Annotated in this window: 16 protein-coding genes and 3 pseudogenes; 16 read left to right on the top strand and 3 right to left on the bottom strand. The window is 34.3% G+C overall.

Annotation, left to right across the window (positions count from 1 at the left end):
- The first annotated feature begins 2 nt into the window (after positions 1-2).
- Complete coding sequence (locus tag O1Q06_RS05605; RefSeq protein WP_410542350.1) at positions 3-614, top strand: hypothetical protein; 612 nt, start codon at positions 3-5, stop codon at positions 612-614.
- Positions 615-906: 292 nt separating this feature from the next.
- Positions 907-1,677 (top strand): 5'/3'-nucleotidase SurE, encoded by a 771-nt coding sequence (gene surE / locus O1Q06_RS05600; RefSeq protein ID WP_410542349.1) that lies wholly within the window; start codon positions 907-909, stop codon positions 1,675-1,677.
- Here the strand turns inward: surE and hisS are convergent.
- The gene (gene hisS / locus O1Q06_RS05595) at positions 1,674-2,897 is read right to left on the bottom strand and encodes a histidine--tRNA ligase (RefSeq protein WP_410542348.1); all 1,224 of its coding nucleotides are present in this window, start codon (positions 2,895-2,897) and stop codon (positions 1,674-1,676) included. The genes surE and hisS overlap by 4 nt on opposite strands.
- A complete protein-coding gene (locus O1Q06_RS05590) occupies positions 2,894-3,466 on the bottom strand; it encodes a NifU family protein (RefSeq protein ID WP_410543159.1) in 573 nt (190 codons plus the stop codon). The genes hisS and O1Q06_RS05590 overlap by 4 nt, the downstream gene beginning before the upstream one ends.
- Before the next feature lie 142 nt (positions 3,467-3,608).
- Here O1Q06_RS05590 and O1Q06_RS05585 point away from each other — a divergent pair, with 142 nt between their 5' ends.
- On the top strand, positions 3,609-3,887 hold the full coding sequence (locus tag O1Q06_RS05585) for a J domain-containing protein (protein ID WP_231834391.1): 279 nt from the start codon (positions 3,609-3,611) through the stop codon (positions 3,885-3,887).
- A gap of 89 nt (positions 3,888-3,976) precedes the next feature.
- Positions 3,977-4,171: pseudogene (locus tag O1Q06_RS05580) on the top strand (hypothetical protein); the annotation flags it as partial.
- Positions 4,172-4,303: 132 nt separating this feature from the next.
- Here O1Q06_RS05580 and O1Q06_RS05575 read toward each other — a convergent pair.
- Positions 4,304-5,173 carry an IS982 family transposase gene (locus tag O1Q06_RS05575; protein WP_410542347.1) on the bottom strand — a complete coding sequence of 290 codons (870 nt, stop codon included), beginning with the start codon at positions 5,171-5,173 and terminating at the stop codon, positions 4,304-4,306.
- 118 nt (positions 5,174-5,291) lie between these two features.
- On the opposite strand from O1Q06_RS05575, the gene O1Q06_RS05570 reads away from it, so the two are divergent.
- The 12 genes and pseudogenes from O1Q06_RS05570 to O1Q06_RS05515 all read left to right on the top strand — a co-directional run bounded on the left by O1Q06_RS05570 (position 5,292) and on the right by O1Q06_RS05515 (position 14,136).
- The gene (locus O1Q06_RS05570; RefSeq protein WP_410542346.1) at positions 5,292-6,020 is read left to right on the top strand and encodes a hypothetical protein; all 729 of its coding nucleotides are present in this window, start codon (positions 5,292-5,294) and stop codon (positions 6,018-6,020) included.
- 3 nt (positions 6,021-6,023) lie between these two features.
- Positions 6,024-6,575, top strand: coding sequence for a hypothetical protein (locus tag O1Q06_RS05565; RefSeq protein WP_410542345.1), 552 nt, complete (start codon positions 6,024-6,026; stop codon positions 6,573-6,575).
- 8 nt (positions 6,576-6,583) lie between these two features.
- Positions 6,584-7,747 carry a phage tail sheath subtilisin-like domain-containing protein gene (locus O1Q06_RS05560; protein ID WP_410542344.1) on the top strand — a complete coding sequence of 388 codons (1,164 nt, stop codon included), beginning with the start codon at positions 6,584-6,586 and terminating at the stop codon, positions 7,745-7,747.
- A 5-nt stretch (positions 7,748-7,752) separates the two neighbouring features.
- Positions 7,753-8,259 (top strand): phage major tail tube protein, encoded by a 507-nt coding sequence (locus tag O1Q06_RS05555; protein ID WP_410542343.1) that lies wholly within the window; start codon positions 7,753-7,755, stop codon positions 8,257-8,259.
- Between the two features lie 46 nt (positions 8,260-8,305).
- Complete coding sequence (locus O1Q06_RS05550; RefSeq protein ID WP_410542342.1) at positions 8,306-8,563, top strand: phage tail assembly protein; 258 nt, start codon at positions 8,306-8,308, stop codon at positions 8,561-8,563.
- Between the two features lie 109 nt (positions 8,564-8,672).
- Positions 8,673-9,764 (top strand): annotated as a pseudogene (locus tag O1Q06_RS05545) (phage tail tape measure protein); the annotation flags it as partial.
- Positions 9,765-9,825: 61 nt separating this feature from the next.
- Positions 9,826-10,831 (top strand): IS630 family transposase gene (locus O1Q06_RS05540; RefSeq protein ID WP_410542255.1). Its coding sequence is split into 2 segments (ribosomal slippage): positions 9,826-10,287 and positions 10,289-10,831, totalling 1,005 coding nucleotides; the frame shifts between segments, so codons are not numbered across the junction.
- A 14-nt stretch (positions 10,832-10,845) separates the two neighbouring features.
- Positions 10,846-12,117, top strand: a pseudogene (locus O1Q06_RS05535) (phage tail tape measure protein); the annotation flags it as partial.
- On the top strand, positions 12,117-12,455 hold the full coding sequence (locus O1Q06_RS05530) for a phage tail protein (RefSeq protein ID WP_410542341.1): 339 nt from the start codon (positions 12,117-12,119) through the stop codon (positions 12,453-12,455). The pseudogene O1Q06_RS05535 and the gene O1Q06_RS05530, both read left to right, overlap by 1 nt.
- Complete coding sequence (locus O1Q06_RS05525) at positions 12,452-12,661, top strand: tail protein X (protein ID WP_410542340.1); 210 nt, start codon at positions 12,452-12,454, stop codon at positions 12,659-12,661. Before O1Q06_RS05530 ends, O1Q06_RS05525 begins: the two co-directional genes overlap by 4 nt.
- Position 12,662: 1 nt before the next feature.
- Positions 12,663-13,613 carry a phage late control D family protein gene (locus O1Q06_RS05520; RefSeq protein ID WP_410542339.1) on the top strand — a complete coding sequence of 317 codons (951 nt, stop codon included), beginning with the start codon at positions 12,663-12,665 and terminating at the stop codon, positions 13,611-13,613.
- A 46-nt stretch (positions 13,614-13,659) separates the two neighbouring features.
- Positions 13,660-14,136 (top strand): ankyrin repeat domain-containing protein, encoded by a 477-nt coding sequence (locus O1Q06_RS05515; protein ID WP_410542338.1) that lies wholly within the window; start codon positions 13,660-13,662, stop codon positions 14,134-14,136.
- The last annotated feature ends 83 nt before the right edge of the window (positions 14,137-14,219 follow it).

The raw sequence follows: 14,219 nt of genomic DNA, 5'->3' as shown, positions 1-14,219 counted from the left end.
GTTTGACAAATCAGCAGAAAGAACTGATAGCGCCTTATTTGAAGGTAGATAATTATAGAGAAGGAGAATGGGTAAGGTGGGTAGATTCCAAAACCGGACTGACATTAACACAGGCCATAAATCTAGTTTTAATTGCAGCAACAAAGCAAAATGCAGATGTAGAGCTGTTGAAATCCATATTGCTGGTTCGTTTTGAGGAAAGTAATCGCCAATGTGGTCCTGGAATGCTTAATCGTATCATTTATGCGTTAAGTGGCCTTGAAGCAGAAAATAATTTTGCAGCTCAACTAGAGCCTCAGATAATAGGAGAATTGGTCGGTAATGCTACTAAAAGATTTCTTGAGAGATCTGTAGATAAGCACTACTTTAAAATAAAAATTTTAAAAGAAAATTTTGATGATTTATATTCGCTAGGTTCTGAAGTGGATTTGAGCAATGCAAATGATGAAGTAAAGGATGGAATTTCTCATATGAGAAGTGCTATAAAAGAATTTGTATTTAAAGAGTTATATGTGAAGTTTTATAATGACTATGGAGAACATATTCGTAGAGGACAGATAAAACAAAAGCTAAGGGAATTAATAACAGGTGAAGTCGTAGATGCAGCAATATAAGATAGATGAAGTAGCAATACCTGCAGAACCATCCACTTGCCTTGAAAGAGTGAAAGCATTTTTGGGAAATATAGCAAGGTTTTCTGCTGCTTAGCACGCCTCTAGAGTTTACTAAACTTTGATTGTGAGTTAGGTGTGAAGCTAAAAATTGGTATTTACGATTAACTCACAGCAAACTAAACGATGGCAACCTGGTCACCCTCTAATTTTTCCTTATTGATTCGTAGCAGGTTCTTTGCTATGGTTATGAAAAGAAACCTCATCAGTATACTTTGATAGGTGAGTATTATATATGATAATATTGATAACAAATGATGATGGTTTTGAGAGTGAAGGAATAAGATTACTTAAAGAAATTGCACACAATTTTGCATCGGAAGTATGGATAGTGGCACCAGATACTGATAGGAGTGGATCTGCAAGGTCTCTTGACTATCCAGTAAAGCAATTTATTAAAATAAGTCAACATAGTGAAAGGGAGTTTAGTGTGTCTGGTACTCCCGCAGATTGTGTCATTATCGCGTTAAATAAAGTTATGAATAAAAAACCAGACTTAATATTGTCTGGAGTAAATATTGGATCAAATGTCGGCGATGATATTTGTTATTCAGGCACAATCGGTGCTGCAATGGAAGGTGCTGCAAGATCTATACCTTCTATTGCGCTGAGCCAAGTTTATCATGATAAAATAGACTGGAACAATACAAAGATTTTTGCACCAAAGGTTATTGCCAAGCTAATGAAAGTTGGTTGGCCTAAAGATATAGTGATGAGTATAAATTTTCCTGCTACAGAAAAAGTGAAAGGGGTCGAATTTGCTGAACAAGGTGAATATAACATTGATGGTGATTTAACTTTTACTGAAAACTTAAATGGTTCTTTGAGCTTAAATTGGTCTCGGGAACACTCAGGCAGTGGTAGTGTAGATAAAATAAAAGGAGGTTTTATTACTATTACACCGATAAAATTAGATTTTACAGATTATGATATATTAAATGCTATGAAAAATTCTTGTGCAGAGGAATTTTCTTCTATAGCTAACACTTCTATTGCTTCTGATTAGATATTTTCTACGGTTTTATCGCGAGCAATCATTTTTTCTTCGCCCGTGTCCATATTTTTAATTTTTAAAGTTTTACTGCTTAGCTCTTCATCACCAAAGATTAATACAACCTTTGCATTTGCTTGATTTGCTTTTTTCATTCGGGTTTTTAGAGTTCCACTATATTCGTAAATCACATATAAACCATTTCTGCGTAATTCACTTGCAAGTGTTAGAGCATGTTCTTCAGCTTCTCCACCGATTGGAATTATATAAATAGGCCTCTCTTTTTTTTCAGCATAGTTGATTAATTCCATTATACGCTCAATCCCCCCTGCAAATCCTATTGCTGGAGTGTGTTTTCCACCTACTGAAGATACTAGATTATCGTATCTTCCACCGGCAAAAACTGCTCCTTGTGCACCTAAATCTTGTGTGACAAATTCAAATACTGTGTGACAATAATAGTCTAGACCTCGAACTAATTTGCTATTTACAGTGCAAGGTATGCCAAGAGCTTGCAGTCCATTTAACACCTGGTCAAAGAAATATGAAGATTCTTTTGTATAATAATCACTGATTTTTGGTGCGTCAGAGATTATTTCTTTATCTGTCTTATCCTTAGAGTCTAATATTCTGAGTGGGTTTTTAATCAATCTATTTTGACTATCTTCTGATAGGTCATTTTGAAACTTTTTTAAATACGATATCAAAGCTTCTCTATACTGAGTTATTGTTTCACTATCACCCAGAGAGTTGATTTCCAGCTTTACATTTTTATTGATGCCAAATTCAGTTAGTAAGTGCTGAGCGAGTGATATCAATTCAATATCAGCTTTTGGATCTTCTATGCCAAAAACCTCAAAATTTATCTGATGAAATTGCCTTTGTCTTCCCTTTTGCGGTCTTTCATAGCGAAATGCAGGCCCTATTGAAAATAATTTTATCGGCGCTTGTAGTTTTTTTTCAATGAGTAACCTAACAATAGCTGCAGTGAACTCAGGACGCAGAGTTATGCTCTTTCCCCCTTTATCAATAAAAGTATACATCTCTTTAGTGATAATATCTGAGCTATCACCTAAAGTCTTTGTAAAGACTTCTGTGTATTCAAATATCGGAGTTTGAACAGGTAAAAAGCCGTATAAACTTGAGATTCTGCTTGCTGTTTGCTCTATGTGTTTAAACTTGTACCATTCATCAAACAGGAGATCTTTTGTTCCTCTAACTGTTTGATTAGTCATAGCATAGTCTCTATACCTGAAACTTCTGGTATGTGATAGCTTAGCATATTCTGCACTCCTTGTTTTAAGGTAATTGCAGCACTTGGGCACCCAGAGCAAGCTCCTTGCAGTTCAACGTAAACTATTCCGTCTTTATAGCCACGGAACTTGATATCACCACCATCTTGAGCAACTGCAGGTTTAATATAACTTTCCATCAATTCTTTTATTCTATTTACAATTTCTATATCATTTTCATTAAAGAATTCTTCCTCTAGCATTTTATTATCACTTACTCCTTCTTTATCAAATGCTTTTCCACCAGAAGTAAAGTGATCCATAATTGTAGTTAAAATTTCCACCTTTACTATATCCCAATTCATTCTATCTGATTTTGTTACCGAAATAAAATCATGACCAAAAAATACTCTTACAACATGTTCTATTTGAAAAAGATTTACTGCTAGTTTGGAGTTCTTTATTTCATCTACATTTGAAAAATCAGCTGTTTCTCCTTCGCTCAGAATTTCAAAACCAGGAAGAAATTTCAGCGTGTTTGGGTTTGGTGTTTCTTCAATCTGGATAAACATGTTATTTACCATGACAATTATAATTGTTACTATTTAATCATAAAATGATAAAAAAATATACATGTCATTCATCTTCTTCCTTTTTTTGATATTCACAATAATCACGTTTGTTTTACCTAGCGTTGTTGTATTTTTTCTCTTTTTGGCAAAGAGAAATAACATAAGTTTTATGATGCACTCTATATTAAGTAAGTTTTTGAACGAATTTAACAGCAGTAAAAGTTACACCAAAAATTACACTGGTGATAATATGTCCAAAGATGAAGCATTAAAAATACTGGGGCTGAATTCCGAGGCAAGCCAAAATGAAATCAATAAGGCATACCAAAATTTAATGAAACTGGTCCATCCAGACAAGGGAGGCTCGGAATATTTTGCACAAAAGTTAAACGCAGCACGTGATAGGTTGATGAAGACCTAATTTTAACTATTGTTTTCTCTGTAAATTTTACTTGTACATATTAAGTTGCATGATATAAAACCGGAAACATTATTCTTTAGGAGGTATTGATGAAAAAACTTGAGAGATTGAGAAAGAATTTATTTGCGGCTATAGATGAGCTTAATATTAATAAAGTTAAAAGATATGTTAAAAAGGCAAGATATATAAATAAAGAAAAAGAGATTATTAATGGTAAAAAAGATGGTATGGCACCTATACATCTTGCTGTTTATAGAGGTAGCTTAGAGATAGTGCGGTTTTTGCTTAAAAATAATGCTAATATTAATGCTGTTAGTGATGGATGTCTTGTTCCTTACTCGTACGTTACTGCCATGAATAGAAAAGCAGAAATAAAAGAAATGATATATCATTGTACTAGTAACGCTAATTCTGGATTAAGGAAGGAAGAAAGTATAGGAAATGGAAGGCTTTTTGGATTTCAAGGAATAGGAAATGAGAGTAGAAAAGATGTGAACCAAGAAATTAACGGGAGATCTATGGCGAGTATGTTCAATTTCAAGTCTATTTTTGAGGTAGCCAAAAATCGTCTCAATGATCGACCTTTTTCTCAGCAAAATCTTTTCATGTAGTGAAATTAATGCGTTTTTCATCCCCTTTTTCACCTTGGTAACAAGTTTCAAACCGCGGTTAAACAACTCTTGGAAAAGCTCTTTTTTAATATAGCCTTTATCACCAAACAAAAGACCGGTTAATTTCTTAGTTAGGTTTGCTACAGGCTCTCTATCGTCAACATTACCTCTTGTAAGCGTAAAAGCTTGAATTTCACCTTTCTCGTTAATTATCAAATGTAGTTTAAAGCCGAAAAACCAGCCATATGTACTCTTGCTTAATTTTGCAATTCCAGCAAAAACCTTATTTCTTGATATTCTTTTTGCATGGCAAACTGCAATAGGAGTTGTATCTATGTATGAGATTCCAGTAAGTTCTGACCATCCGCAAAGGCACTGTAATAGCATGGCTAAATGCCACAAAACCCTGGGCTTTAGAGCAACAAACCTAGTGTATGAAGGCAACTTCGAAAACTCTGATTTGTAGAGCAATGTTAGGTAATGCAGGTAGAAAGCCTTAAAATTTTCACAGGGAGATTGCTGATACAGGAGGATTATTGTGATAATTTCCGAATGTGTAATTTTTGGCACTCTTGTGGGTTTTTTACCGTTTGGCAGTAGTTTATCTGCAAAATTTTTCTCTATATCTCTGCAAAAATCATCGACCAGACAAAACAGTTTTGTTATATCTTCCATGGGTAACCTCATCTATTTTTTTCTATTTGTTGAGTTTACCCTACTCTCCTGACTTTTCTATTCTCTTTTTAATCCAGAATTAGCGTTTCAAGCATTAACAAAAGTACAACGTCATATCATGGTTGATTCGAAATCGTTACCATTTTTGTTTGGAGTCTTATCTAGATGCAACAACTATTTGTCTTATGGCAATTTTACAAGTGAGTTAGGAAAATGGTATAGTGACACTTCTAAAACCGATAATATGCTGCAACTTCTTACAGGAAGTCATAACTATAATACTAGCTATGTAGCGTTTTATAGACCACCACAACTATACTTTTTACAAGGGAAAAACGGTACTTTCATTTATAATGAGTTATATTTAAGATATGCATATAGCAGCAATCAATATCAGTATCCTTATGCACTGCTTGGAGTAATCTTCGTAAAAAACAAAACAAATAGTAATATAACAAGAACACTAAATTTTGCAGCTACATCACATTGGAGTTCAGGATATGAAGGAGTTGGTCTATTTGTAGGAATTCCAAGCCATACTGATAATGAAAAATCAGAGATTTCAGAGATAAAATGGAGTAATATATATAACTATTCAAGCTCTAATAACTACTTTACTGCTTCAGGTAGTATACAAATACCGGCAAATAAAACGGTATCAATTATACTATATACTACACCTTATCAACACTATAACAATTACAACTACTATAGCCAATATATGCAGTGGGGAATATATAATTTCCGAAGTAACTTTTTAACCGATGGGCTAGAAGTTGATATAGAAAGAACACTCAAAGCTTGGCAGTGTCCAGGGTTAGCAAATACATTTGAAATTTGGAGGTAAGTAATGCCTATATATATTAGATTTGAAAATCAAAGACAAGTTGAAACCACTACTTTAGAAAATAAACCTGAAGGTAAAAATTGGCATCAAGCCCCAAAAGACTTCAGCTGGCAAAAAAGTTACTGTTTAAAGGCAGGAAAAATTGTTGAAGAGAACATTGAAAAGGAGTTACTTGACAATGCAAAGCGTGATGCACTTACTAATCTGCATATTTATTTTAGTAATCATACTAGCCGGTATGCAGGATATTCTCATCAAAAAGCCAAGTCATATGAGATTCAAGCAAAAGCAGCGGAGAATATTTTAGCTGCAGAGCCAAGTAAATTGAATGAACAAGATACACAAATTATAGAACCTTTAGCAAAAGTGCGTGGTATTACAGTAATTGAAATGGCAAAGATCATTCAAGAAAAGGCAGAAAAAGCAGTTAAAGCAATAGCAAAATGTGAAGAAATAGAAGATTCAGCTAAAAAAAGCATAAAAGAAGCGAAAATTCAGACAGAATTACAAACCTTTTTGAACAATTTTGAACAACAAATAAAAACCAATTTATAATTAAAATAATGACAGAACAGTTTCTACATGGCGTTAATGTTATTGAAATAACCTCTGGCTCAAGGAAAATTAAAACAAGTAAATCATCGGTAATTGGAATTGTTGGTACCGCTCCTGATGCTGATGAGAGAATATTTCCCCTTAACAAACCGGTATTAATTGCAGGAAGTTTAGCAGCAAAACTTGGTAAAAAGGGGACTCTTTTTTCAGCAGTAAATGGAGTATTTTCCCAAATTGGTGCAACAGTAGTAGTTATTCGTGTTGAAGAAAGTAAAACTCAAGATGAAACACTGCAAAATATAATTGGCGGAATTGACCAAGAAACAGGAGAGTATAAAGGAATAGAGGCATTCCTCAGCAGTGAAAGTATAGTACACGTTGCTCCAAGAATTTTAATCGCACCTTGCTTTACTCATCAATTACCACAAGCTGAACAATCAAAAAATCCAGTAGTAGCAGCATTAATACCTATAGCAGAAAAGTTAAGAGCAATAATAGTTGCAGATGGACCAAATACTGTTGATGAAGAAGCAATCAAATGGAGAAAAAGTGTTGGTAGTAGCAGAGTTTATGTAGTTGATCCATGGGTTAAGGTATTTATTGAAGGAAAAGAAGAAATTTTGCCTCCAAGTCCGTTTATTGCAGGATTAATTGCAAAAGTTGACAATGAGCATGGGTTTTGGCACTCACCTTCAAATCAAGAGATAAATGGTATTGTTGGAACTAGTCGTCCTGTTGATTTTACTCTAGGTGATGCAAATTGCCGTGCTAATCGTTTAAATGAAAATGAAGTTTCAACAATAATTCATCAAAATGGCTATAGACTCTGGGGAAATAGAACATGTTCAAGTGATTCAAAGTGGGCATTTTTGTCTGTTAGACGTACTGCTGATTTAATTAACGACAGTCTCCTTCGTGCTCACTTATGGGCAGTTGATCGTAATATTACTAAAACTTATATAGATGATGTGATTGAGGGGGTAAATTCCTACCTAGCAAGTTTAAAAGCTCAAGGAGCAATTATCAGTGGAAAATGTTACGTAACTTCAGAATTAAACACACCAGCAAACATTGCAAGTGGAAAAGTATGTTTTGACTTTGAATTTACACCACCGTATCCTGCCGAACAAATAACTTTTCGTTCTCATCTTATAAATAATGAAATTTTATAAAAACTATGCTACCTAAAATACTCAGAAACTTTAACGTATTTGTTGATGGTCGTGGTTATGCCGGAAAAATTGAGGAAATTACTCTTCCTAAGCTTACCATCAAAACCGAGGAATATAGAGCTGGTGGTATGGATATTCCAATAAATATTGATATGGGCATGGAGAAACTTGAAGCTGAGTTTACTTTTTCTGAATATGATACAGAGCTATTTCGGCTATTTGGGTTGATAAATGGAAATTCAGTATCTTTAACTCTTCGGGGTGGTATGCAAGGCAGTGGCAGTAACAATATAGAAGCAGTAATCATAAACCTCAGGGGAATATTTAGAGAATTTGATTTTGGTAGCTGGAAGCCCGCAGAAAAAGCTACTCTAAAATGCACCGTAGCTGCCCATTACTATAAACTTACCATTAGTGGCAATGAATTAATAGAAATCGATGCTGAAAATATGATTAGAAAGATAAATGGTGTTGATCAGTTGGCCTTGCTTCAAACGGTTTTAGGTATTTAGGTTTAATTTTAAAAAGATTTTAGAATTTTATTTTTTAGGAGAAAGTATGACAACAGTAAAACTTGATAATCCAATAACAGTTGATGGCATTTCTGTTTCGGAACTGAACGTTAGACGTCCAAAAGTAAGGGATTACTTGGCAATGGAACGTACTGATGGCAGTGATCTAAGTAAGGAAATAACTTTAACTGCAAACTTAACATCAACCACAAAAGAAGCAATTGAAGAGTTGGATATTGCTGACTATGTAAAAGTACAAGAGGTATTAAAGGATTTTTTTTCACCAATTATACAAAGGACTTGAGGTCAGAAGTATTAATGTTCAGCTCTGTTGTAGGAGGCGGGGTTGAACAAATACTTGAAATGGAAATTAATGAATTTATCCTATGGTATGAAGCAGCGAGGAAAGTAGAATGTCAACATTATCTATAAAAATCGGAGCAGTTTTAGATGGCAGTTTTAATACTGTAATAAAAGGAAGTAGTAGTCAACTGACTCATCTTGGTGAGAATATAAGAAAGCTTGACTCATCTTTAAAATCAGTATCAAAATTTAAACAATTGAGTCATGATGTTTTTACTGCTAAGAAATCTTGGAGAGGCTTTGAAGATCAAGTAAAATCTTTAGCTAAACAAATGAAGGCAATAGAGAAACCGAGCAAAACTTTAAAAGCAGAATTTGACAAGGCCAAAACCTCCGCAATCAAAGCAAAAGAAGCATATTTGAAAAAGAGAGATGCTTTGCATTCATTCAATGAAGAAATAAGGAAAAGTGGAAGAAATATTAAGTCATTAGTAAGTGATCAATATAAACTTGGTTCTTCTATTGAAGTGCTAAAAGGTAAGTATGGTAAGCTTGGGTCTGCAATACGTAGTCACCAAAGTTTTTTAGCAAGCAAATCACATTTTAAGTCACAAATTATAGAGACTATTGGGCTAGGGCTAACGCTTGCAGCTCCAGTTAAAGTTGCGATTGACTTTGAAAGTGCTATGGCTGATGTTAAGAAAGTTGTAAGATTTGCTAAGGATGAGGCAGCTCACAATCAAGGAGCCGTAGAATTTGGTCAGACATTAAAGGAATTGTCCCGTACAATACCACTGTCAGCCGCTGAGTTAGCTCAAATTGCTGCAAGTGGTGGACAACTTGGTGTTCCAAAAGATGATTTAATTGGATTCACAACAACAGTAGCAAAAATGTCCACAGCATTCGATATGTCTGCAGAAGAAGCAGGTGATTCCATAGCTAAGCTTGCCAATGTTTATGGGATTAAAGTAGCAGGTATGGAAAGAGTAGGTAATATTATAAACCACCTTTCAGATAATAGTGCTGCTAAAGCAAAGGATATGGTACAAGCGCTTGCTATAGTTGGTGGTACTGCAAAACAGTTTGGTCTTGATATCAAGGAAACAAGTAGTTTAGTAAATGCCTTTATTAGTTTAGGTAAACAACCAGCAAAAGCAGCAACTGCAATAAATGCTCTACTTATACCAATTCCCACTATACAAGCAACGAATAGAAAATAATGGAAAAAAGCCATACTGAAGTAAGTAAAATAGCGAGGTTTAGATGGCATTAAGATCAAAATTATTGGATGAAAAAGTGGTGAAATCAGCAAAAGAGATGCTGAAGAGAGTAAGAAATAATGCGTATGTTGCAAAAAAACTAAATGCTGTAATTGCAGCAAAAAAGCACAGTATAACAGCTGTAGCAAAAATATGTTGCATTTCGAGAAAGGCAATTACTACATGGATAAAGCACATAAAATTTGGAAGAGAAGAAAAATTATTTGCTCCACCTCAACGCCGTAGAAAAACTATATTGAACCAAAGTCAACTTGAACGAATTGAGTTGTGGATAGAGGAAAACCCCAATATTACTATTAGAGAAATGAGAATAAGAATCCAAGAAAGATTTGGTTTGAATATCAGCAAATCCGCAATACATCGTAATATGCAAAGAATGAAATTCTCATATATCACACCAAGACCAGTTCATAGTGGACAAGATAAAAACAAGCAAGAGGAGTTTAAAAAAAAACCTCAATGAAACTATTGTCATGCATTCTGAAAAAGAGCTATTTTTCTTCGATGAATCACGGTTTGGTACACATTCGAAAGTTGGACATGGGTGGTTTAAAAAAGGCAGTAGGACACAGGTTAAGGTAAAATTAGGTAGGGAAAATTTTTATCTCTATAGTGCAGTTAATCCCAGAAATGGAGAGAATTTTAGCTTATTTGCACCAAACGTCAACACTGATTGTATAAATATATTCCTTGAACAGATGTCGCAATATTTAGGAATACGAAAGGCTTTTCTCTTGATGGATTGCGCTAGTTGGCATAAGTCAAAAAATTTAAAGGCACCTAAAAATATCGAAATTATATACCTACCACCATACTCACCTGAACTCAATCCTGTTGAGAGGTTTTGGTTATATATAAAACAGAACATTTTACGCAATAAAATCTACGATACAATCGTTCTGCTTGAATGCGCTTTGTGTAAATTTATTACCTCTCTTTCCCCTTCCACGGTTAAACAACTCTGCTATGCTTCTTATTTGGTTCATTAATAATGAGAATTGGTATTAGTAAACTCCAGACTGCTGAGGGACAGAGCAAAGAGTTCAAAACAGCATTAGAAGACATGGGAATAGCTACAGAAGAAATGGTACAAAGGATTGGTGAAAATGGTCAAGACGCACTACTTTATTTTTTTGAAACCCTGGAGAAAGTAGATAAACAGGAACGTTCGCAAATTCTTCTCAACCTCTTCGGTCAAGAATATCAGGATGATATTGCATTACTAGTTGGAAGCTTAAAGAATTATCAAGATGCCATAAATCATTTAGCTGACGAGAAAAAATTCGAAAAGTCTATGCAAGAAGAGTTTAACAATCGCGCAGCAACTACAGCAAATAATTTACGATTACTGAGAAATGCAATAGCAGAAGTAGGAATGAATTTGGGCTCAGTAATGCTACCTCCTTTAAAATCGGTAAGTAGTCTTTTAAGAGAGATAACTAACCCCATAGCTCGATTTGCAGAAAAATTTCCAGTTATTACTACAGGAATAATGAGTATCATAACAGCACTAATAGGTCTTAAAGTTCTAGTAGTAAGCGGTGGTTATGCATGGAATTTAATTAGAGGTGGAATGCTTGCTTTCTCGGTTTTTTTGCATGGAATACTGAAGCCAGCATTAATATCATTATCAACGTATGCTATTCCAGCAGTAATAACAGGACTAAGAGCAATAACACTTGCTGTAATGAGTAACCCAATTGGATTTTTGATAGCAGGTCTTGTTACTGGTGCAGCTCTTGTTATAACTAACTGGCAAAAGGTGAAAGACTTTTTTTCTAGCTTTTGGAAATCGATAATAAAACCCATAGAAGAAGCTTTTTCATGGACAGGAAATACTATTAGCAGTGTGTTTGGAAAAATCTCTGAGAATAGTCCACTGAAAGAGTTTGAAAAAAGGAAAAGTATTGTTACTGAAGTAAAAGCAGTCCATACTCCCTTAAAGAGTAATATTCTCAACAGTGGAAATCCTTTGCTAGATAACAGTATAATTAAAAAATTTTCCAATAGAAATCAGAATAGCTTCAGAATCAAAAGCCTTATTGAGAAGAAAAAGTTTACAGAGAGCGATAATGATAAGATATTTGCAGATTTTGCAAGGAGTAAGTTTAAAAATAAAGAACAAAACAAAACTCAGAACATCACTAATAATTACACTATCAGCATTAAAGCAGAGCCTAATCAAGATGTTCGTAGTCTTGCAGATGAAGTAATAAAAAGGATAAGAGAAAAATCACGAGATGTTATGTTCGATACGGTAGATCCCATTTACTGATGTTGTCTTTTGGTCCATATAAATTTTCTCCAACAAGTTTAAAGTATAGCAAAGAGAAGCGCTGGAGTGTGATCGAGTGTATTGGTAAGCAATTGCTACAGAATATTGGCCAGGGAGCAGAAAATATAGATTTAGAAGGAGTAATTTATCTTCATAATGGATTAGATCAGTTAAAGAATATAAAAGAAGTAGAAGAACCTTACACTTTAGTTGATAGTATAGGAAATGTTTTGGGGCAATTTGTAATTACTCGCTTTGAAGAAAAGCAAACATCATTTTTCCCTTGTGGATTGCCGAAAAAAATTGAATTTAATTTAAGTTTGAAGCGTTATTCATGACTATATACTACTTAGCAAAAGAAAATGATATATTAGACTATATTTGCTGGAAGCACTATGGATTTACTTCAGGAGCAGTAGAAATAGTATTAGAAGAAAACCCTGGACTTTCGGAATATGGAAGTTTTTTACCGGCAGGACTGAAAATTAAGCTGCCTATAATTGAGAAACCTCTACAGAAATCAATCTTGAAGATTTGGGGGTAAGATGCAACCAGAGTTTATCATTGAAGGGTATGAATTAGCAAAAGATCGCTTGGTGTCAATGCATGTTACTGATGAATCAGGGACTATAGAAGATATAGCTGAAATATGTGTCGATTACAGGGATGATAACATAAAAGTTCCAAAAGAGCTAAAGATTGCTTTGGGATATAGAGAAACAGAGGTACTACCCATAGGTATATATAGAGTCAATGAAATTACAGTACAAAGTCCACCAAAAACCTTAATAATCAAAGCTCATGCAAAAAATTTGATGATATCGCTAAAGGAAAAAGTATCAAGAGAATGGCACCAGATTACGTTAAGTAATTTAGTCAAGGAAATAGCAAATAAACATGGATATAGATACAAAGTTGCTGAGGAATTTAAAGACATATTAATACTGCATATTGACCAAACTGAAGAGAGCGATATAAGTTTGTTGACTAGAATAGCGATAGAGCGAGAAGCCATGGCAAAACTGGCAGGAGGGTATATATTGTTTATTCCAAAAGGTGCAGCAAAGTCAGCAACGGGAAAAGCTTTAGGAACGACAACTATTAGACCTCAAGATACAATCAATTGGAAAGTGCATTTTACTGTGCGTAATAAGTACAACTCAGTGATAGCGAAATGGCATAGCTATGAAAAGGGAGAGACCATATCGGAAAGAGTAGGTAGCGGCGAACCAAGTTACGCTATACAAACAATTTATTCAAATGCAGAATCAGCATTAAGTGGAGCAAATGCCAAATTTAAACAACTACAGCGTAACAATGAGAATCTAGAGATGACAATACCAGGTAATCCAGAGTTATGTGCAGAGGCAAAACTTAATCTTGTAGGGTTCAATCAGGATATAGATGGTGAATGGGTAATTGATAGAGCAGAACATATTTTAAATAGCTCAGGATATCGTACTACATTATCAGCGTCTTTAAGTAATTATGTTTAAGAGAAAATAAGTACATTGTTGATTTAATGCAAAAAAAATGCCGAACATGAGCAAGAAACAAGCTACATTGTGGTCTATACTGGTAATAGTATGTGTTGTTATTACATATTACTATCAAAAATCCAAGGTCGCTGAAGAGTATCAGAAAATGTTAGAAATGTCAGCTAAGAACTGTGACTTAGAAACTGTGAAATCATTAGTAAAAAAAAGTAGAGATGATTCAAGTATTAGCAAAAAGGCATTATATTATGCTTCAGAGAAAGGATGCTTAGAAATTGTTACATTTTTGTTAGACGAGGGGATGGATATAAATACTATTAGTTTAGCATTACTTGATGCTGCTGAAGGTGGTCAGTTAGAGATTGTAAAACTTTTGTTGGAGAGAGGAGCTAACCCTCATGTTGTAGACTGGAAAGGAAGAACTGCAAAAACTATAGCAATGAAGAGGTCATCTTATAGTGGAAATAAGAAGTCTTATAGAGAAATCGTAGACCTACTTTCTGAGGCAGAAAAAAAATTATAAAACAGAAAAGTAACGACTAATTCATTTCTACAGTTTGAAACAAAAGCTTTCATAATAAATTAAATCGTTATGCAGAACCAAAA

The organism is Wolbachia endosymbiont of Tetranychus urticae (genome assembly GCF_046529255.1).
Taxonomy (GTDB): Bacteria; Pseudomonadota; Alphaproteobacteria; order Rickettsiales; family Anaplasmataceae; genus Wolbachia.
The sequence above is the reverse complement of the archived record's forward strand: the minus strand, read 5'-3'. Positions and strand labels throughout refer to the sequence as shown.

Bases quoted from the DNA above. Each gene is read 5' to 3' on its own strand.
- O1Q06_RS05550 (WP_410542342.1), top strand. From the start codon at position 8,306: ATGACAACAGTAAAACTTGATAATCCAATAACAGTTGATGGCATTTCT.
- O1Q06_RS05560 (WP_410542344.1), top strand. From the start codon at position 6,584: ATGACAGAACAGTTTCTACATGGCGTTAATGTTATTGAAATAACCTCT.
- surE (WP_410542349.1), top strand. From the start codon at position 907: ATGATAATATTGATAACAAATGATGATGGTTTTGAGAGTGAAGGAATA.
- O1Q06_RS05520 (WP_410542339.1), top strand. From the start codon at position 12,663: ATGCAACCAGAGTTTATCATTGAAGGGTATGAATTAGCAAAAGATCGC.
- O1Q06_RS05525 (WP_410542340.1), top strand. From the start codon at position 12,452: ATGACTATATACTACTTAGCAAAAGAAAATGATATATTAGACTATATT.
- O1Q06_RS05530 (WP_410542341.1), top strand. From the start codon at position 12,117: ATGTTGTCTTTTGGTCCATATAAATTTTCTCCAACAAGTTTAAAGTAT.
- O1Q06_RS05515 (WP_410542338.1), top strand. From the start codon at position 13,660: ATGAGCAAGAAACAAGCTACATTGTGGTCTATACTGGTAATAGTATGT.
- O1Q06_RS05555 (WP_410542343.1), top strand. From the start codon at position 7,753: ATGCTACCTAAAATACTCAGAAACTTTAACGTATTTGTTGATGGTCGT.
- O1Q06_RS05570 (WP_410542346.1), top strand. From the start codon at position 5,292: ATGGTTGATTCGAAATCGTTACCATTTTTGTTTGGAGTCTTATCTAGA.
- O1Q06_RS05590 (WP_410543159.1), bottom strand. From the start codon at position 3,466: ATGTTTATCCAGATTGAAGAAACACCAAACCCAAACACGCTGAAATTT.
- O1Q06_RS05565 (WP_410542345.1), top strand. From the start codon at position 6,024: ATGCCTATATATATTAGATTTGAAAATCAAAGACAAGTTGAAACCACT.
- hisS (WP_410542348.1), bottom strand. From the start codon at position 2,897: ATGACTAATCAAACAGTTAGAGGAACAAAAGATCTCCTGTTTGATGAA.
- O1Q06_RS05575 (WP_410542347.1), bottom strand. From the start codon at position 5,173: ATGGAAGATATAACAAAACTGTTTTGTCTGGTCGATGATTTTTGCAGA.